Origin of the sequence: Pseudomonas syringae pv. tagetis (assembly GCF_022557255.1) — a bacterium.
GTDB classification, from domain to species: Bacteria; Pseudomonadota; Gammaproteobacteria; order Pseudomonadales; family Pseudomonadaceae; genus Aquipseudomonas; species Aquipseudomonas caricapapayae.
The window spans coordinates 5109004-5125026 of sequence record NZ_CP092923.1 but is presented as its reverse complement, the minus strand read 5'-3'; the positions used below and the strand labels follow the sequence as shown (position 1 = coordinate 5125026).

At 57.6% G+C, this 16023-nt stretch carries 20 protein-coding genes; 6 read left to right on the top strand and 14 right to left on the bottom strand.

Features of this window, described 5'->3' with window-relative positions:
* Window positions 1-79: 79 nt before the first annotated feature.
* The 4 genes from MME58_RS22805 to osmE form a co-directional block, all read right to left on the bottom strand.
* Entirely contained in the window at window positions 80-451 is a 372-nt protein-coding gene (locus tag MME58_RS22805) for a hypothetical protein (protein ID WP_054986627.1), read from the bottom strand.
* A gap of 3 nt (window positions 452-454) precedes the next feature.
* Entirely contained in the window at window positions 455-1432 is a 978-nt protein-coding gene (locus MME58_RS22800) for a hypothetical protein (protein WP_055004781.1), read from the bottom strand.
* 9 nt (window positions 1433-1441) lie between these two features.
* Window positions 1442-1930, bottom strand: a complete 489-nt coding sequence (locus MME58_RS22795) for an Hcp family type VI secretion system effector (RefSeq protein ID WP_005736826.1) — start codon at window positions 1928-1930, stop codon at window positions 1442-1444.
* 211 nt (window positions 1931-2141) lie between these two features.
* The gene (osmE, locus tag MME58_RS22790) at window positions 2142-2480 is read right to left on the bottom strand and encodes an osmotically-inducible lipoprotein OsmE (protein ID WP_054986625.1); all 339 of its coding nucleotides are present in this window, start codon (window positions 2478-2480) and stop codon (window positions 2142-2144) included.
* A 272-nt stretch (window positions 2481-2752) separates the two neighbouring features.
* Here osmE and MME58_RS22785 point away from each other — a divergent pair, with 272 nt between their 5' ends.
* A complete protein-coding gene (locus MME58_RS22785) occupies window positions 2753-2986 on the top strand; it encodes a hypothetical protein (RefSeq protein ID WP_054986624.1) in 234 nt (77 codons plus the stop codon).
* On the opposite strand, the gene MME58_RS22780 is transcribed toward MME58_RS22785, so the two are convergent.
* The gene (locus MME58_RS22780) at window positions 2983-3864 is read right to left on the bottom strand and encodes a DMT family transporter (protein ID WP_055004780.1); all 882 of its coding nucleotides are present in this window, start codon (window positions 3862-3864) and stop codon (window positions 2983-2985) included. The genes MME58_RS22785 and MME58_RS22780 overlap by 4 nt on opposite strands.
* Window positions 3865-4016: 152 nt before the next feature.
* Here MME58_RS22780 and MME58_RS22775 point away from each other — a divergent pair, with 152 nt between their 5' ends.
* Both MME58_RS22775 and MME58_RS22770 read left to right on the top strand, forming a co-directional pair.
* Window positions 4017-4307, top strand: coding sequence for a PsiF family protein (locus MME58_RS22775; protein WP_054986622.1), 291 nt, complete (start codon window positions 4017-4019; stop codon window positions 4305-4307).
* 188 nt (window positions 4308-4495) lie between these two features.
* Entirely contained in the window at window positions 4496-5506 is a 1011-nt protein-coding gene (locus MME58_RS22770) for an AI-2E family transporter (RefSeq protein WP_054986621.1), read from the top strand.
* A gap of 155 nt (window positions 5507-5661) precedes the next feature.
* On the opposite strand, the gene MME58_RS22765 is transcribed toward MME58_RS22770, so the two are convergent.
* Complete coding sequence (locus MME58_RS22765; RefSeq protein WP_054986620.1) at window positions 5662-6927, bottom strand: Hsp70 family protein; 1266 nt, start codon at window positions 6925-6927, stop codon at window positions 5662-5664.
* Window positions 6928-7254: 327 nt separating this feature from the next.
* On the opposite strand from MME58_RS22765, the gene cbpA reads away from it, so the two are divergent.
* On the top strand, window positions 7255-8199 hold the full coding sequence (gene cbpA, locus MME58_RS22760; protein WP_054986654.1) for a curved DNA-binding protein: 945 nt from the start codon (window positions 7255-7257) through the stop codon (window positions 8197-8199).
* A gap of 34 nt (window positions 8200-8233) precedes the next feature.
* On the opposite strand, the gene MME58_RS22755 is transcribed toward cbpA, so the two are convergent.
* A complete protein-coding gene (locus MME58_RS22755) occupies window positions 8234-9364 on the bottom strand; it encodes a sensor histidine kinase (RefSeq protein WP_055004779.1) in 1131 nt (376 codons plus the stop codon).
* A 144-nt stretch (window positions 9365-9508) separates the two neighbouring features.
* Between MME58_RS22755 and MME58_RS22750 the strand changes: the two genes are divergently transcribed.
* A complete protein-coding gene (locus tag MME58_RS22750) occupies window positions 9509-9907 on the top strand; it encodes a thioredoxin family protein (RefSeq protein ID WP_233591001.1) in 399 nt (132 codons plus the stop codon).
* A gap of 13 nt (window positions 9908-9920) precedes the next feature.
* A complete protein-coding gene (locus MME58_RS22745; RefSeq protein ID WP_055004778.1) occupies window positions 9921-10529 on the top strand; it encodes a thioredoxin family protein in 609 nt (202 codons plus the stop codon).
* Between the two features lie 49 nt (window positions 10530-10578).
* On the opposite strand, the gene ureC is transcribed toward MME58_RS22745, so the two are convergent.
* The 7 genes from ureC to urtE form a co-directional block, all read right to left on the bottom strand.
* Window positions 10579-12279: an urease subunit alpha gene (ureC, locus tag MME58_RS22740; protein WP_055004777.1), complete on the bottom strand. Its 1701-nt coding sequence runs from the start codon at window positions 12277-12279 to the stop codon at window positions 10579-10581.
* A 342-nt stretch (window positions 12280-12621) separates the two neighbouring features.
* Window positions 12622-12930 carry an urease subunit beta gene (locus tag MME58_RS22735; protein ID WP_055004776.1) on the bottom strand — a complete coding sequence of 103 codons (309 nt, stop codon included), beginning with the start codon at window positions 12928-12930 and terminating at the stop codon, window positions 12622-12624.
* Window positions 12927-13460 (bottom strand): GNAT family N-acetyltransferase, encoded by a 534-nt coding sequence (locus MME58_RS22730; protein WP_054986616.1) that lies wholly within the window; start codon window positions 13458-13460, stop codon window positions 12927-12929. The genes MME58_RS22735 and MME58_RS22730 overlap by 4 nt, the downstream gene beginning before the upstream one ends.
* A 10-nt stretch (window positions 13461-13470) precedes the next feature.
* Window positions 13471-14013, bottom strand: a complete 543-nt coding sequence (locus tag MME58_RS22725; RefSeq protein WP_055004775.1) for a GNAT family N-acetyltransferase — start codon at window positions 14011-14013, stop codon at window positions 13471-13473.
* Between the two features lie 10 nt (window positions 14014-14023).
* Window positions 14024-14326 (bottom strand): urease subunit gamma, encoded by a 303-nt coding sequence (gene ureA, locus MME58_RS22720; RefSeq protein ID WP_054986614.1) that lies wholly within the window; start codon window positions 14324-14326, stop codon window positions 14024-14026.
* An 84-nt stretch (window positions 14327-14410) separates the two neighbouring features.
* Entirely contained in the window at window positions 14411-15256 is an 846-nt protein-coding gene (locus tag MME58_RS22715; RefSeq protein ID WP_055004774.1) for an urease accessory protein UreD, read from the bottom strand.
* Between the two features lie 48 nt (window positions 15257-15304).
* Window positions 15305-16003 (bottom strand): urea ABC transporter ATP-binding subunit UrtE, encoded by a 699-nt coding sequence (urtE, locus tag MME58_RS22710; protein WP_054986612.1) that lies wholly within the window; start codon window positions 16001-16003, stop codon window positions 15305-15307.
* Window positions 16004-16023: the final 20 nt, after the last annotated feature.

Here is a 16023-nt window from a genome sequence, read left to right as displayed (position 1 = left end):
AGGTCATCTGCTTCATCGGGTGTCTCGGCGGTTGAGATCAGGCATTCTGCCAAATTTGAAAGTCTTCTTCAGCGTTTCCTTAGGTGTGTGTGCTAAAAGATGTCCAAAGCTGAAATAAAATAAGAGCTGTACATAGGGCGAGCTGGGCGATCCAGGGTGTGAGCAGTATCCATTTTAACTTAATCGGGAATTGCCGGATGTCCTTTGCGTCAGCAGCCCCTCTTTTAATGCTAAGTTTTGGTAGCATCAGAATAAATGCCATAAAGCCACAGCGCATTATCTTTCCGAGAAAACCTGCTCCTGAGAATGTTGCTTTATTTCCTTCTAAAAATGTACTGTTTGGGAAGAAGCTTTCTAGTTTTTCCGTGTACCTGGACGCGACGTAGAACGAAAAAAATACAGTAATCAGCATTGATATCATTAAGCAGGGTGCGACAGTTTCGGGAATCATAAACTACTCTCCTACCTTTTTATAGATGAACTCGCCAGTGCCTTCTCCAATATTTTCTCCAATTTTCCCAACGAGAAATCCACCGGCTGCTCCTCCTATTACAGCGCATGCTAATGCGCCGGGGCCTCCTGTAATGAGGCCTAGTCCGACGACGCATGTAAAGGTGCCTATAGCACCTCCGACGCTGCCCCCTATAATACTTCCATATACACTACCCACCAGCGTACTACCCTCGACATACTTTGCTCTCCTGCACTGCTCCTCACGGCCAAGCGTACAAGCTTTATGAATCGAAAGCCCTGTGGAACCCACCTCAAGCGCAGTCCCTATGTACGTGCCTCTCTTGATCCATTTAGAGGCTTTGGCCACGCCAGAGACCTTGTCAGCGTATCCTGCGATTTCGCCTGTGTGCATGTAGCTGCTGGTTGAAAGCCCGAGCAGTCTTTTGATCGAGCCTTCGTTGCGCAGCCCGGATCCATACGCCAGAAAATTATTGAGCAGTTTATCAAGCTTCATGAACAGTTCTGATCGTTTGGCGTAGAACGCGTCTCGTTGGGTCATCGTGCCGGAGCCCATGTGTTCCCGGTAGAGCTTTTCGATAGCCTGGAGCGATTTCTTGATCTCTTCCATATGCTTGGCCCAGCCATCACTCGTGGCACCTATGCCCATGGATGTGTAGGAGATGGCTTGCTTGAGCAGCTCGAAATTCTCAAGAAAAAAGTCATCCCCATCAGCGCCATTGACCAGTAACGCCGTATGCACCTGCGCAGCCTTGGCCATCAGGAAAGCTTCCTGAGCAGTGGACGACGGAGTGGAGGCGTCGCCGACGATGACCAGTTCACCGGCAAGGACGACGCCGCCCGAGATGTGGGAATTGAGGGCGACGAACTTGTCCTTGCTGTTCTTGGGCAGCGCAAGGTTCGTTTTCAGAGAGTCAAAAGTCTGTGTTCTGGGGTTGATGAAAGATCGTGCTTCGGCCATGGTCGTAACTCACGAGTACTTTTTATTATTGATCCGGTCCCATCCGCCGGCCACGTTACCGCCTGCTGTGCCATCGACACGTTTCTGCAGGGTGTAGGTAGTTTTGATACGGCCGTAATTGAGCTGTACGATTTCGATGGGGATGCCGGAGCTCGCGCTCTGTGTGTAGTCGGCGATGATGACTTCCTCAAGCACCACTTCGTAGTATTTGAGCTTGTCGGTGCCTGCGCGGCAGAGGACCAGCTTGACTTCCTTGAGGTGCTGGCCTGCGCAACTGGCTTCCATGAGTTTGCAACTGGCGCTGTCGAGGTATTTGGTGAACGTGAAGTTGGTCATGGTGGTACGACCGGATGACGCGCCGCCCGAGGAACTGGCGGTGGCAGAGGTGCTTTGGTTGACGCCGAAGTTATAACCGGTGATTTCGATCCATTTGCTGTACTTCTCGTCCAGCGCCTCGCCCGGGATGTCTGCGATCTGAATAAAAGCGTCGAAAGCCATACGAACCTCTCCTTGGTAATCAGCGGTGCCGCCCGGTCATTCTGCGGTGGGCGGCCATGACAACAAGTTTTTACAGAGGTTACAAGCCGTCAACAGCATTTCTAAACGCAATGTCTAATTGCGCTTTTATCTATAAACATGAATGCCGGAAAAGCCCGACGCATTGCGCGTCGGGCTTCCTTGGTTGCTTCAGTTACATCAGTTGCTTCAGTTACATCGCTTTTTCGTTCTTCTCGCGCTGTTCGCAGGTCATGAAACCTTTGTTGGTTACACGGCCGTCGCTGTTGAAGCTGACATGGTAAACCTGTTTGTGGCCGTCTTTGTTCATGACGTAGTTGTTGCAGGTGCCTGGGTTGACCTTACGCTCGATGGTGCTCGACGGTTCGCCGCCGATGGTCAGGACCTGCTGGCGCGTCATGCCGTTCTCGACCTGCTTGACCAATGGCTCATTGCGATAAGTGACGTAGTCCACCGGGTTCTGCACGGTTGTGTTGCTGCAGCCAGCCATCGTCGCCAATACAAAAGTCGCCGCGAAGATTTTCTTGTACATCGTTATTGCTCCACATGTCAGAGCCGGTCTTGGCCCGGTAGCGCTTTGAGCAGGAAACCGGGGTAAGAGTTCGAAAAAAAGATGGCGATACGGCAGTACCGCTGACGGCGAGGCGACCCTTTGAATATTCGCTCGCACGTTCGTGAAAGGACGGGGTCAATCTGATGGCACGGTCGGACACTAGGGTCCGGCCCTGGGCTCGGTCATCGGTAAGGTTGTGCAGACCGTAGTTCGTTAATCAGCCGATCCTTTGTGACGGCCAGGAAGATGCGATGAGCGATAAAGAACTGTATGAAATCGAGTACACCTTGCTGGGCGAGCACCACGTAGACGTAATCGAAAATCTGGATGTGCCTATTATCGAAGTGGTGCACGAGCTGGCGCTCAAGCACCATGTCGAGCTGGATGAGGTGCCGGGCGGTGAGGCCGGCATGCCTCACGCTGCCGGAATCACTGATGTGTCGATTCATAGTCTGGAGGGCAGCGAAGGCAGCGCGACTGCTTAACTTGCTTTTGACCGCAGCGGAGTCGTCCAGCGTTCTGCGAGGACGACTCCGCACAGGGTCAGCGCGCCACCGATCAGGTGGTAGAGCGCCAGTTGTTCGCCCAGTGTCGCCGCAGCGATCAATGCCGTGGCGATCGGCATCAGGTTGAAGAACAGTGTTGTGCGGCTGGGACCCAGACGCATGATCGACGTCATCCACAGCCAGGGCGCGAGCATTGACGTTGGAATGGCTGCATACAGCACCATCGGGATGTTGCTGGCGTTCAAGCCGGTTTTTTCCGAGAAGACAAAGGGTGGCAACAATACCACCAGCGCCAGCAGGATCTGTACGTAAAGCAGTTGCAGGGGTGGCAGGCGTAACTGCCACTTCTTCAGCAGCGTGCTGTACACCGCGTACGAAGCCGCTGCCACCAGCACCATCGCGTCCCCCCGATTGACACCATGCTCGATCAACGCAGCAGGGTTGCCCGCCGACACCACAACCACCACCCCTGCAAATGAAAGCACAGCGCCCAGCAACGCCCCCGAGGTCAGCCGATTACCCAGGCAGGCTATCGACAGCCCCAGCGCCATCATCGGCACCAGCGACTGGATGATTCCCATATTGGTTGCGGTCGTCAGGCCGGCAGCGAAATACGCCAGACTCTGATACATCGCGGTGCCGAGCACGGCGAGGATGAAAATCTTGCCCAGCACCGGTTTGATCGCGGCACGGTTCGCCCAGACGGGCCCGAGCATGAAAGGCGTAAACAACACGCCTGCCAGCGCCCAGCGATAGAAACCTATTTCAGCCGGAAAGATTACGCCGGCAGACGCCTTGGTAACGGCGGTATTGACCGCCCAGATAAGGACTGTGATCAGTGGAAAAGCGTATTGCATGGGAGGATCATCGTTAAAGCGAGGCGCAATTATCCGCCTGTTTGTCGAGAATGCCAGCGGCGATGCACGGTGCCCCGTCACGGGACGCAACAGCTGACTACACTGAATCTCAGCCTGTGCCGCCCGGTGCAGTGGATATGGAGAGTGGATCGATGAAGAAGCTCGGTATTCCTTTGTTGCTCGTTGGCCTTATGTTGTCTGCTCAGGGTTTCGCTGCGACCGCGCAGCAGAACAAGATGACCACCTGCAATGCCGACGCCAGCGCCAGGTCGTTGAAGGGCGACGAGCGCAAAGCGTTCATGAGCACGTGCCTGAAAGCTGCGCCGCCGCCAGCGGCCACTCAGCAGGACAAAATGAAAACCTGTAACGCGACGGCGGGCAGCCAGGCGCTCAAAGGTGACGCGCGCAAGAGCTTCATGAGTGATTGTCTCAAGAAGAAATAATTTTACGACGCCAGCCTTCACCGCAAGCACCAGGCGCGGGTGCAGTAAACACTGCACTTTCGCGCCGTTATCGAGCCGATCATCGGGAAGAGGGTCGTGCCTTGTTTTTTCCTGCTTTCGGATCACTGGTTCTCGGTTGAGAAGGCTGGCAGACTGCCCACCTTCCTTGTGTTGCCCTCTGAGGGTCTATGCCAACGTTTTCTGCGCGTCAGGTCTTAATCGCCAGCTGGATTCTTGTGTTTGGCGGTCTATTGGCAGTGTTGCCGTTCAAGTTGTTGCCCAGTCTGCTGGCCGGTCTGCTGGTCTTCGAGCTGGTCAACATGTTGACCCCCAAGTTGCAGCGTCTGATCTCCGGCGAGCGTGCGCGCTGGGTGGCGGTGGCGTTGCTGGGCACGATAATCGTCAGCCTGCTGACGCTGATCTTTGCCGGTGCCATCAGCTTTGTGCTGCATGAAGCCGAAAACCCCGGCGCCTCGCTGGACAAGTTCATGACCCTGGTGGACCGTGCCCGTGGTCAGTTGCCACCGTTTATCGATGCTTACCTGCCTGCCAGTGCGGCAGAATTTCAGGTGTCCCTCGGGCAGTGGCTGCAGAAGCATGTGGGTGAGCTACAGCTGATCGGCAAGGGCGCGGCGCATATGTTTGTCACCATGCTGATCGGCATGGTGCTGGGCGCGATCATCGCCTTGCAGCGCATTTCCGCGGACCATGTGCGCAAGCCGCTGGCAGCCGCACTGTTTGATCGTCTGTATCTGGTCAGCCGCGCGTTTCGTAATATCGTATTCGCCCAGATCAAGATTTCTCTGCTCAATACGGCGTTTACCTCGGTATTCCTGGCTATCGTCCTGCCGCTGTGCGGGATTCATCTGCCGCTGACCAAGACTCTGATCATCATGACCTTCCTGCTCGGCCTGCTGCCGGTGGTGGGTAACCTGATGTCGAACACACTGATCTTCATTGTCGGCATGTCGATCTCGATCTGGGTCGCCCTGGCGGCGCTGGGTTATCTGATCGTGATCCACAAGGTCGAGTATTTTCTCAATGCGCGCATCGTCGGCGGGCAGATCAATGCCAAGTCGTGGGAGTTGCTGCTGGCGATGCTGCTGTTCGAAGCCGCATTCGGCCTGCCGGGTGTGGTGGCAGGGCCGATTTATTATGCGTATCTGAAGAGCGAGTTGCAGAAGGAAGGGTTGGTTTAAGGCTGATGTGATATGGCTAGCTGACTGACTGAGGCCGGTACAGTCCTCAGAAACAGGGCGTTTGAACCATCGCCTTCGCGAGCAAGCTCGCTCCCACAAGGCCACAATAGCGCACAGCAATGAGAGGTGTCCGAGAGAACACCTCTGGTGGTGCCCTAGCCGTACCGCTTCTTCGCTTCAATCGCCAGGCCGCTGCCGATGCTGCCGAAGATATTGCCTTCGACGTGGCGGGCGTTGGGCAGCATGGCCGAGACGCTGTTGCGCAGCGCAGGGATGCCGCTTGAGCCGCCGGTGAAGAACACCGTATTGACCTGCTCGACACTCACGCCTGCATCGTTCAGCAGTTTCGTCACGCTGTTGCGCACCCGCTCAAGCTGGGCGTCGATGGCCGCTTCGAACATCGCCCGGCTCAGGTCCACGCTCAAGCCTGCTTCCACTCGATCCATCGGCAAGTGACGGTTTTCAGCATGGGTCAGCTGGATTTTGGTTTCTTCCACTTCCATGGCCAGCCAGTGTCCGGCGCGCTGCTCGATCAGCTTGAACAGGCGATCAATGCCGCCGGTGTCCTCGATGTCGTAACGCATGCTGCCCAGCGCCAATTGCGACTTTTGCGAGTACACGGCATTGATCGTGTGCCAGGTCGCCAGGTTCATGTGATGGCTGGTCGGCATGTAGGCACCGCTTTTCATGCGGCTGCCGTAACCGAACAGCGGCATCACACCTTGCAGGCTCAGCTGCTTGTCGAAGTCGGTCCCGCCGATGTGCACGCCACCCGTGGCAAGAATGTCCTGCTGGCGATCGTCGTGCAGGCGTCGCTCGGGTGACAGGCGCACCAGCGAGAAGTCCGATGTACCGCCGCCGATGTCGACAATCAGCACCAGTTCCTCGTCCTGAATGGTGGACTCGTAATCGAATGCCGCAGCAATAGGTTCGAACTGGAACGATACCTCCTTGAACCCGATCTTGCGGGCGACTTCGGCCAGCGTATCTTCGGCTTCCTGATCGGCCTGTGCGTCGTCATCGACGAAATGCACGGGGCGGCCCAGCACCACGTGCTCGAACTCGCGTCCGGCCGTGCGCTCGGCGCGTTTTTTCAGCTCGCCGATAAACAGGGCCAGCAAATCCTTGAACGGCATCGCCGTGCCCAGCACGCTGGTGTCATGCTTGATCAGCTTTGAGCCCAGCAGGCTCTTGAGCGAGCGCATCAGACGGCCTTCATAGCCTTCCAGGTACTCGTGAAGCGCCAGCCGGCCATACACAGGGCGGCGTTCTTCCATGTTGAAGAACACCACCGATGGCAGGGTAATCTTGTCGTCCTCCAGCGCGATCAACGATTCCACGCCGGGTCGTTGCCAGCCGACGGTGGAGTTGGACGTGCCGAAGTCGATGCCGCAGGCACGGGCCGGGGATTGGTCATTCATGTCTTTTACGTTCCAGTCAAAAAACGGCCGCGCAGTTTATGCCAGCGCGGGCAAATTGCGTAGCGCGACACGTCGCTTATATTTACCTGGCTGTATTTGCTGCCAAGGCTTGAACTGAAGCCCATTACCCCCAATCTTGAAGGGATTCTCGGTAGACCTGGTTGTCGAACGCTGCGTTGTCGAGCTATCGACCTGTCTGCAAGGACGGCCGGCTATCTGTACATTTTTCGACGTTAGGTAATCCAGATACCTCCTGAATAGAGGGAGCTGGGCGCGTGACGCCAGCGTATCTGGCTTTGCCGGATAATTCGGATGGGTGATCGTTACATGGATTTCAAAGACTACTACAAGATACTTGACGTGGAGCCGACTGCTGACGACAAGGCAATCAAGACCGCCTATCGCAAGTTGGCGCGCAAGTATCACCCTGACGTCAGCAAGGAAGCAGGCGCCGAAGACAAGTTCAAGGAAGCGTCCGAAGCCTACGAAGTGCTCAGCAGCCCTGAAAAGCGCGCCGAGTACGATGAGCTGCGCAAGTACGGTCGCCAGGGGCGCCCGTTCCAGACCCCGCCAGGCTGGCAAAGCCGGGCTGGCGCAGGGGCAGGCGGCTTCGAGGAAACCGCAGACTTTTCAGAGTTTTTCAGCTCCATTTTCGGTGGCCGGCCACAGCAGGGCGGCCGCACCCGCAATCCGGGGCGTACCGGGCAGGACGTGGAGATGGAACTGGCGGTCTTCCTTGAGGAAACCCTGTCGGGAGAGTCCAAGCAGGTCAGTTTCAAGGTGCCTCAGCACAGCCCCAACGGGCAGCGCATGAGTGACATCACCAAAACCCTGAATGTGAAGATTCCCGCCGGTGTTGTCGATGGCGAGCGCATTCGTCTCAAGGGGCAAGGCGCGCCCGGTGTGGGCGGCGGTGCGAATGGCGATCTGTATCTGATCATTCGCCTGGCTCCGCACCCTCTGTTCGAGGTCGAGGGTCATGATCTGGTCATCACCGTCCCTCTGGCCCCTTGGGAAGCGGTGCTGGGCACCAAGGTCGCTGTGCCGACACTGAACAGCAGAATCAACCTGACCATCCGCCCTGACAGTCAGAACGGTCAGCGTCTGCGCATCAAGGGTAACGGGTTGATGAACAAGAGTGGCGAGCGAGGCGATCTTTACGCTCAACTGAAAATCGTTGTGCCCAAGCATACCGACGAGGCTACCCGGGCGCTCTGGCAGAAACTGGCAGACAGTTCTTCGTTCGATCCAAGGGCGCAGTGGAAGGGCTGAAAGGATAGCGCCACTGCTCGATCGACAGCCTGAGTCAGGTTCTGGGCAGCACCACGGTAAACGTGGTGCCTTCGTCTATGGTCGAGGTCACGGTGATGCTGCCGCTGTGGGCGTTGACCACTTCCTTGACGATGAACAGACCCAGCCCGAGGCTCGTCGAGGTGTTGCGTGTCTCACTGTCTTCATGTGTGCTGCGCACCAGCGGATCGAAGATGGTGCCGATTGCATCTTCGGCAATCGGCCTGCCTTCGTTATGCACAACGAGCTCGACGGTGTTCGGGTTGCCGCTGATCCTGACCTTGATTTCGTGGGTGGCTGCACCATGCTGCATGGCATTGCCGATCAGGTTTTGCAGCAACTGGCCTATCCGTGCCCCGTCCCAGTGGCCTTTCGTGTCGCCCGCAACTTCAAGTACCGGAATAGAGTTTGGATGTCCGGCGCAGGCTTCCTCGATGGCTTCGCGACAGGCATGCGCCAGGTCCATGTACTTACGCTCGACCGGCAGCCCGGCACCCAGACGGCTGCGCACGAACTCGAGCAGGTCGCCGACCATCGCGCCCATGTGGCGGGTGCTCAGTTGAATGCGCGAGATATATGACTGGGCTTTCTCATCCGGAGATATCTTGCGGGCCAGCAATTCGGCGGACATGCTGACGGCCTGGAGTGGTGCGCGCAGATCATGGCCCAGGATGGCGAGAAAGATGTCCCGGGAGCGGCCGACCCGTTCGGCATAGGCGGCAGTGGACTCGGCAAGCGCTTCGTCAATGGCTTCGTTGAAGCGGATCACTTCTTGAAAATCGGCGAGCTGCGGCTCGGTCAGGCTTTCGACCCACAAGCGGATGACGCTGGCACGCAGGTGCCGGAACTCGGAAGTCATCTGTACCAGATCGAAACCGACTTCATGGCGCAATTCGCCATGGCTGCTGGCCGCTTCGTCCAGGCTTGGCGTCTTGTTTAGATCTTCGCCTCTGGCCTTGGCAATCTCCTCGCTTTTGCTCTGCGCGGTTTTCATGTCGCGTACCGCTGCCAGCAGAATCGATTTGGCGTGATCGCGTAGCTCCAGCTTGCTCATCGAGTCGGCAGCAGGTTTCAGGGTTCTGGCGAAGTCTTCCCATTCGTCGACAATGCGATCCACATGAACAACGATGAATTCGGAAAGGCGCATGGCCGAGTACCTTGCTGGAGAGGCGTGACGAAAGATGGCGCATATTATCGCCTTTACAGAGCACGACAAACAGAGTGTTACTGTCATTTCTGTCAGTAGACGCTGATTTCTATGGGGCCTATGTTCATTCGGCAGGTTAATCGAATGGACGCCCTGAGCTTGAGTGTCATGACAGTTACTGATTCGACCTTTCAGAAGGATGTCATTGAGGCGAGCAACCAAAGGCTCGTGGTGGTGGAATTCTCGACGAAAGGGAAGGTAAGTAAGCGAGGCGAGGAAAACGCCAGTACCAGAATGGATGCCATTTTTGATGCGCTGGAAGAGAAATATGCCGGAAAGGTCAGCTTGGTCAGGGTCGAGATCGAACTGGATTCGGATCTCAAAGACTCTTCGAATCCGGTGACTTCGACTGAATATCAGATAAATCATGGTCCGACGATGGTTTTCTTCAACGGTGGCGCAAGAGCAAGGGAAGACCCTGTCGGCCAGCAAACCAAAGAACGGATGACGCAAATCCTGGATGAATTGCTACCCGCTTCGTAATTGGAGAATGACCATGTCGAACACAGAACTCACAGCCTTCGTCGAAGAGCGTATAACGCGTGCCCAGCAGAAACTGGCCGACGGAAAAGTCAGCGAGCTCGACGACGTAGTGACAGGAAAACTGAGCGTTTTTCTCCCATTGCAGCGAGCATTGCAGGGCACCGACACCCCCCAGGATCTGGGGGTACTGGATGCTATCAACGATACGCTGCAGTCGCTGAAAATATTGGAACCTAAAGAAACACTTCTGAATTACCACAACAAAGCAGCCCAGGTCCGGGTCGTTAAGAACGATGCGGACTTCAGTTCCCAATGGACTGCAATCAGCCCATTGGTGGTGTTGGAATTCAGCAACCCCGGCGTTAATGACCACGTTGAAGCGAACAACAGTACACGGACTGGGGCAATTCTCGATGAGCTAGCGCCTGAGTTTGCAGGGAGGGTCATCATGCTTCGTGTACCTGTGGACACTAGCCCAGCGACAGCCCAAAACTACAATGTCACCGTTACACCAACCGTCATCTTTTTCAAGAGCGGTAAAAAGATTGAGGAAACCGCTGATTTTCATCTGAAGTTCTGGTTCAGAACCAAGCTCAACGAGTTGCTTAGCCTCCAAGAATAACTGAGCAGTAAATATTGAAGGGCCTTCTGGACCGAATGCCCTTGCTGATTCAGAACAGAAAATACCGCTGCGCCATTGGTAGCACATCTGCCGGTTCGCACCACAGCAACACCCCATCGGCCTTGACCTGATAGGTCTGCGGGTCGACTTCGATGTCCGGCAGGTAATCGTTGTGGATCAGGTCTTTCTTCTGCACGCTGCGGCAGCCTTTGACGACACTGATCTGCTTCTTCAGGCCCAGTGACTCCGGTACGCCTGCGTCGAATGCCGCCTGGCTGATGAAGGTCAGGCTGGTGGCGTGCAGCGAACTGCCGAAGCTGGCGAACATCGGGCGGTAATGAACCGGTTGCGGTGTCGGAATCGAAGCGTTGGCATCGCCCATCAGGCTGGCCGCGATGGCCCCGCCCTTGAGGATCAGGGTCGGTTTGACGCCGAAGAACGCCGGGCGCCAGAGCACCAGGTCTGCCCATTTGCCGACTTCGATGGAGCCCACTTCATGGCTGATGCCGTGGGTGATCGCCGGGTTGATGGTGTATTTGGCGATGTAGCGCTTGGCGCGGAAGTTGTCGTTGCCTTGGCCGTCCTGCGGCAGTGGACCTCGCTGTTTCTTCATTTTGTCTGCAGTTTGCCAGGTACGCATGATCACCTCGCCAACCCGGCCCATGGCCTGGCTGTCGGAGCTGAGCATCGAAAAGGCACCCAGGTCGTGAAGGATGTCCTCGGCGGCGATGGTCTCGCGGCGTATGCGGCTTTCCGCGAACGCAACGTCTTCGGCGATGCTCGGGTCCAGGTGGTGGCAGACCATGAGCATGTCCAGATGTTCGTCGATGGTGTTGCGGGTGAACGGGCGCGTCGGGTTGGTCGAACTCGGCAGCACGTTCGGCGAACCGCAGGCCTTGATGATGTCCGGTGCATGACCGCCACCGGCACCTTCGGTGTGATAGGTGTGAATCGTGCGGTTCTTGAACGCGGCCAGGGTGGTCTCGACAAAGCCAGACTCGTTGAGGGTGTCGGTGTGGATCGCGACCTGCACGTCGTATTCGTCGGCAACGCTCAGGCAATTGTCGATGGCCGCAGGCGTGGTGCCCCAGTCTTCGTGCAGCTTCAGACCGATGGCACCCGCCTTGACCTGCTCGATCAACGGACCGGGCAGGCTGACGTTGCCCTTGCCGGTGAAACCGATGTTCATCGGAAACGAGTCCGAGGCCTGGAGCATGCGCGCCATATGCCACGGGCCGGGTGTGACAGTGGTGGCGTTGGTGCCTGTGGCGGGGCCGGTGCCGCCGCCGATCATGGTCGTCACGCCGCTCATCAGCGCTTCTTCGATCTGTTGTGGGCAGATGAAGTGGATGTGCGTGTCGACGCCGCCAGCGGTGAGGATCATGCCTTCACCGGCAATGACTTCGGTGGCCGCGCCCACCGCAATGGTCACGTCTGGCTGGATGTCCGGGTTACCAGCCTTGCCGATGGCCGCGATACGCCCGTTCTTGACGCCGACGTCGGCCTTGACGATGCCCCAATGGTCGATGATCAGGGCGTTGGTTATCAGCGTATCGACCACGTCGGCGGCCATTAGCTGGCCTTGGCCCATGCCATCACGGATGACCTTGCCGCCGCCGAACTTCACTTCTTCGCCGTAGGTGGTGAAGTCCTTTTCGACCTCGATCCACAGTTCGGTATCGGCCAGGCGAACCCTGTCGCCGACGGTGGGGCCGAACATGTCTGCGTAGGCTTGTCGGCTTATCTTCATCTCTCGTACCTCGGATTCAGAGCGGCAAGCTGCAGGCCGCAAACTGTAAGTTTTTCAAAGCGACCAGCGGCAAGCTGCAAGTCGTTAGTCGTCAAAGCTTTTGATCCTCGTGCCGAGTGCCCATCGTCATACACACGTCCTGATTAGATCCCTGTGGGAGTGACCGGAGCGGCGATCCGCATTGCTCACCAAGACATTAGTCCGAACACCCTGTTTCGGTAGGCTGTACCGGCTTCTTCGCGAACAAGTTCGCTCCTACGGCCTACGGCCTCCGGCCAGAATCAAAAGCAGATTTGTGTATAGCTCTGAGCGCGCAGCGTAGGAACGGTATTCAAAAAGGCTTCAATCAAGATCGCCCATCACTCGCCCGCCAAAGCCGTAGACTTTGCGCAATCCGGCCAGGTCCACCAGCTCGACTTCTCGGGACTGACCAGGCTCGAAGCGCACGGCGGTACCGGCCGGAATGTTCAGGCGCATGCCTCGACTGGCGGCGCGATCAAAGCTCAGTGCGTCGTTGGTTTCGAAAAAATGGAAGTGCGAGCCCACCTGAATCGGCCGGTCACCGCTGTTGGCAACGGTCAGGCTGAGGGTGCGGCGTCCGGCGTTGAGTTCGATGTCGCCGGGCTGGATCTGGTATTGACCAGGGATCATGTCGGTTGCCCCAAGGTTTTGAAATAAATGGCGGTCGGCCGATAGCGACCGTCCGGTGTGGCGCAATAATCCGGCAGCTCGCCGAGGCGGTTGTAGGCCAGCGAACGGTAGAACGCTTCAGCCGTCGAGCCAGCTTCGGTGTCCAGGTGCAGCAAGCCGCGTTTATGCTTCACGGCCGCCTGCTCGACAGCTTCCATCAGTTGTCTGCCCAGGCCGCGCCCGCGAGAGGCAGGCTGCACCATCAGTTTCTGTACCTCTGCACGGTTCAGGCCGTTGGGTTTCTGGCACAACGACAGTTGCGCACTGGCCAGAACATGCTCGTTTTCGACCACTACCCAAAGAAGCAGATTACCTGAGGCGACGTCGGCTTTGAGTTCATCGCACCAGTTGCAGGCTTGCGCCATGTCCAGGTCGGCCATGAAACCGACCGACGCCCCGTCGTGAACCGTTTCGAACAGCAGTTGCGCCAGGCCCTGGCGGTAATGCGCGAAGCTTTCTGCAGTAACGCGGCGCAGCTGTGCTGGGTTCATGGCGTGCTCTCTATAAGGAGGAGGGGGCTTGCGAAGCAGGTGCCGGAGCGTCGGGCGACAGATCGAGTTGCATGAAGGTCAGGTCCAGCCAGCGGCCGAACTTGGTGCCGACTTGCGGCATTTGTCCGGTGGTCTTGAAACCAAGGCGATCGTGCAGGGCGATGGAGGCTGCGTTGCCGCTCTCGATAGCGGCCACCATCATGTGCTTGTCGCAGGCTCTGGCCCGTTCGATCAGCGATCCCATCAGGCGTGGCCCCAGTCCTTTACCGCGCTGATCTGCACGAACATAGACCGAATGTTCCACTGTATGGCGAAATCCTTCGAAGGGGCGCCAGTCGCCAAACGACGAATAGCCCAGCACTTCGCCTGCGCTGTCGACAGCCACCAGAATCGGGTACGCCTGGCTCTGGCGAGATGCGTACCAGGCCTGACGATTGGCCAGATCGACCGGTTGTTCATTCCAGATAGCCGTGGTGTTGAGCACGGCGTCGTTGTAGATGGTCAGAATGCCTGGCAGATCATCCGGCAGCGCATCGCGAATCACGTCTTGCATGATCATTCCTTCAGGCAATCGGCTGGTGCACGGTGACGAGTTTGGTGCCGTCCGGGAAGGTGGCTTCCACCTGAATCTCCGGGATCATTTCCGCAATACCTTCCATGACCTGATCGCGGCTCAGCAGTGTCGTGCCGTAGTGCATGAGATCGGCAACGGTCTGCCCGTCACGCGCACCTTCCAGCAGTGCCGCAGAGATGTAAGCCATGGCTTCCGGGTAATTGAGCTTCACGCCGCGCGCCAGACGCCGTTCGGCAACCAGTCCGGCGGTGAAAATCAGCAGCTTGTCTTTTTCGCGTGGCGTCAGGTCCATAGGTTTTCCGCTTCTTCATATTCGGTGGTTGATCGTTCCCGAGCTGGCGCGGGAATGCCGCCCTGGACGCCATGCGTCCAGCCATCATGTATTCCAGATTCTCGGCGTTACCGCCTCTCGGCCCAACAAGGCAGGGCGCAGTCGTTTCCAGACTTCTATCAGCCAGGCCCTTGCATGCAGCGCTTCGTCTGCCAGGCAGCGCGCCACTACAAGCCCCGGCAATTGGGTCAGGTCGCCCTGGACCGGGTTGAGCATCGCCAGCGACCGGCAGGCTTCAAGCAGATCACTGCCCGGCTCGCCCGTCATAAGCAGGGTAGCGAACACCGTTTTACCGTTCAGGCCGATGGGCGAATCCAGCAGCCCGTCGCCACCGATAATGCGTTGCCGCTCATGCCAGAGCAATGCGCCGTCGCGATGGATATCCAGGTGCGACTGAAAATGTCCGTGCTCGAAGCGCTCGCCACTGGCTGGCCTGCCCAGTGCCACAACATCCCAGTAGCATAGCTTCGCATCACCGTGCAGTTCTATGCGAGTGGTCAGTTCGGCCTGGGCATTGCTGAATACGATGGTTTCCTGCGGCAGCCACTCCAGCGTTGCACCGGGCTGCACGTGCAATTCCAGTTGCTGAAAGGCCGGGCTGGCGGCGCGATACCATTTGGCCGCACCGGGGCTGGTCAGCTGTGCCCAGGCACCGCCACCGACATTGGCTGAAATATCCAGCCGGTCACCCCCGGCGATGCCGCCCGGTGGATGAACGATGATGTGTTGGCACACTTCAGGCCCTTCGGCGTAGAGATGCTTCTGGACCCGCAGCGGCCCCTTGTGACGACGCTGCGTCGGGCGTGTGCTGTCATCGAAACGGCCGTAACCCAATTCCAGCTCGGCATGCCAGTTGGGGGTGAAAAGGGCGGTGTTGGCAGGCAGATTCATGATGTCTTCATTGGCTTGTCGAGTGCTGCACGATAACGGATTGGCGCATCAAATAGTGACCAGACCGCGAACCCCTTCGCTCTCCATGTTTTCGCCACGGCCGTGCTGAACGATTTCTCCTCGCGACATCACCAGGTACTGATCGGCCAGTTCTGCCGCAAAGTCGTAGAACTGCTCGACCAGCAGAATCGCCATGTCGCCCCGTTCGGCCAGTTTTTTGATCACCGCGCCTATCTCCTTGATAACCGAGGGCTGAATACCTTCGGTGGGCTCGTCGAGAATCAGCAAGCGGGGACGGCTCGCCAGCGCCCGGCCTATCGCCAGTTGCTGCTGCTGGCCGCCGGACAGGTCGCCGCCACGACGATGCTTCATCTGTAGCAGCACCGGGAATAGCTCATAGATAAAGGCCGGCACTTCCTTTGCCTCGGAGCCGGGAAAGCGTGACAGGCCCATCAACAGGTTTTCCTCGACCGTCAGCCGGCCGAATATTTCCCGGCCCTGCGGCACGTAAGCGATCCCGGCATGCACCCGCTGATGTGTCTTGAAGTGGGTGATCGCCTTGCCTTCCCAGTGCACCGAACCTTCCTTCGACGGCAGCAGGCCCATCAGCACGCGCAGGAGCGTGGTTTTGCCCACGCCGTTGCGCCCCAGCAGGCAGGTGACTTCACCGACCTTCACGTCAAACGACAGGCCGCGAAGAATATGGCTGCCGCCGTAGTATTGGTGGAGTTGGCTAACAGTGAGCATGGGAGCCTCATAAATTGCAA

What these genes read in the sequence shown, in the direction of transcription:
- MME58_RS22805 (WP_054986627.1), bottom strand. Translation starts at nt 451, where the DNA reads ATGATTCCCGAAACTGTCGCACCCTGCTTAATGATATCAATGCTGATT.
- MME58_RS22800 (WP_055004781.1), bottom strand. Translation starts at nt 1,432, where the DNA reads ATGGCCGAAGCACGATCTTTCATCAACCCCAGAACACAGACTTTTGAC.
- MME58_RS22795 (WP_005736826.1), bottom strand. Translation starts at nt 1,930, where the DNA reads ATGGCTTTCGACGCTTTTATTCAGATCGCAGACATCCCGGGCGAGGCG.
- osmE (WP_054986625.1), bottom strand. Translation starts at nt 2,480, where the DNA reads ATGTACAAGAAAATCTTCGCGGCGACTTTTGTATTGGCGACGATGGCT.
- MME58_RS22785 (WP_054986624.1), top strand. Translation starts at nt 2,753, where the DNA reads ATGAGCGATAAAGAACTGTATGAAATCGAGTACACCTTGCTGGGCGAG.
- MME58_RS22780 (WP_055004780.1), bottom strand. Translation starts at nt 3,864, where the DNA reads ATGCAATACGCTTTTCCACTGATCACAGTCCTTATCTGGGCGGTCAAT.
- MME58_RS22775 (WP_054986622.1), top strand. Translation starts at nt 4,017, where the DNA reads ATGAAGAAGCTCGGTATTCCTTTGTTGCTCGTTGGCCTTATGTTGTCT.
- MME58_RS22770 (WP_054986621.1), top strand. Translation starts at nt 4,496, where the DNA reads ATGCCAACGTTTTCTGCGCGTCAGGTCTTAATCGCCAGCTGGATTCTT.
- MME58_RS22765 (WP_054986620.1), bottom strand. Translation starts at nt 6,927, where the DNA reads ATGAATGACCAATCCCCGGCCCGTGCCTGCGGCATCGACTTCGGCACG.
- cbpA (WP_054986654.1), top strand. Translation starts at nt 7,255, where the DNA reads ATGGATTTCAAAGACTACTACAAGATACTTGACGTGGAGCCGACTGCT.
- MME58_RS22755 (WP_055004779.1), bottom strand. Translation starts at nt 9,364, where the DNA reads ATGCGCCTTTCCGAATTCATCGTTGTTCATGTGGATCGCATTGTCGAC.
- MME58_RS22750 (WP_233591001.1), top strand. Translation starts at nt 9,509, where the DNA reads ATGGACGCCCTGAGCTTGAGTGTCATGACAGTTACTGATTCGACCTTT.
- MME58_RS22745 (WP_055004778.1), top strand. Translation starts at nt 9,921, where the DNA reads ATGTCGAACACAGAACTCACAGCCTTCGTCGAAGAGCGTATAACGCGT.
- ureC (WP_055004777.1), bottom strand. Translation starts at nt 12,279, where the DNA reads ATGAAGATAAGCCGACAAGCCTACGCAGACATGTTCGGCCCCACCGTC.
- MME58_RS22735 (WP_055004776.1), bottom strand. Translation starts at nt 12,930, where the DNA reads ATGATCCCTGGTCAATACCAGATCCAGCCCGGCGACATCGAACTCAAC.
- MME58_RS22730 (WP_054986616.1), bottom strand. Translation starts at nt 13,460, where the DNA reads ATGAACCCAGCACAGCTGCGCCGCGTTACTGCAGAAAGCTTCGCGCAT.
- MME58_RS22725 (WP_055004775.1), bottom strand. Translation starts at nt 14,013, where the DNA reads ATGCAAGACGTGATTCGCGATGCGCTGCCGGATGATCTGCCAGGCATT.
- ureA (WP_054986614.1), bottom strand. Translation starts at nt 14,326, where the DNA reads ATGGACCTGACGCCACGCGAAAAAGACAAGCTGCTGATTTTCACCGCC.
- MME58_RS22715 (WP_055004774.1), bottom strand. Translation starts at nt 15,256, where the DNA reads ATGAATCTGCCTGCCAACACCGCCCTTTTCACCCCCAACTGGCATGCC.
- urtE (WP_054986612.1), bottom strand. Translation starts at nt 16,003, where the DNA reads ATGCTCACTGTTAGCCAACTCCACCAATACTACGGCGGCAGCCATATT.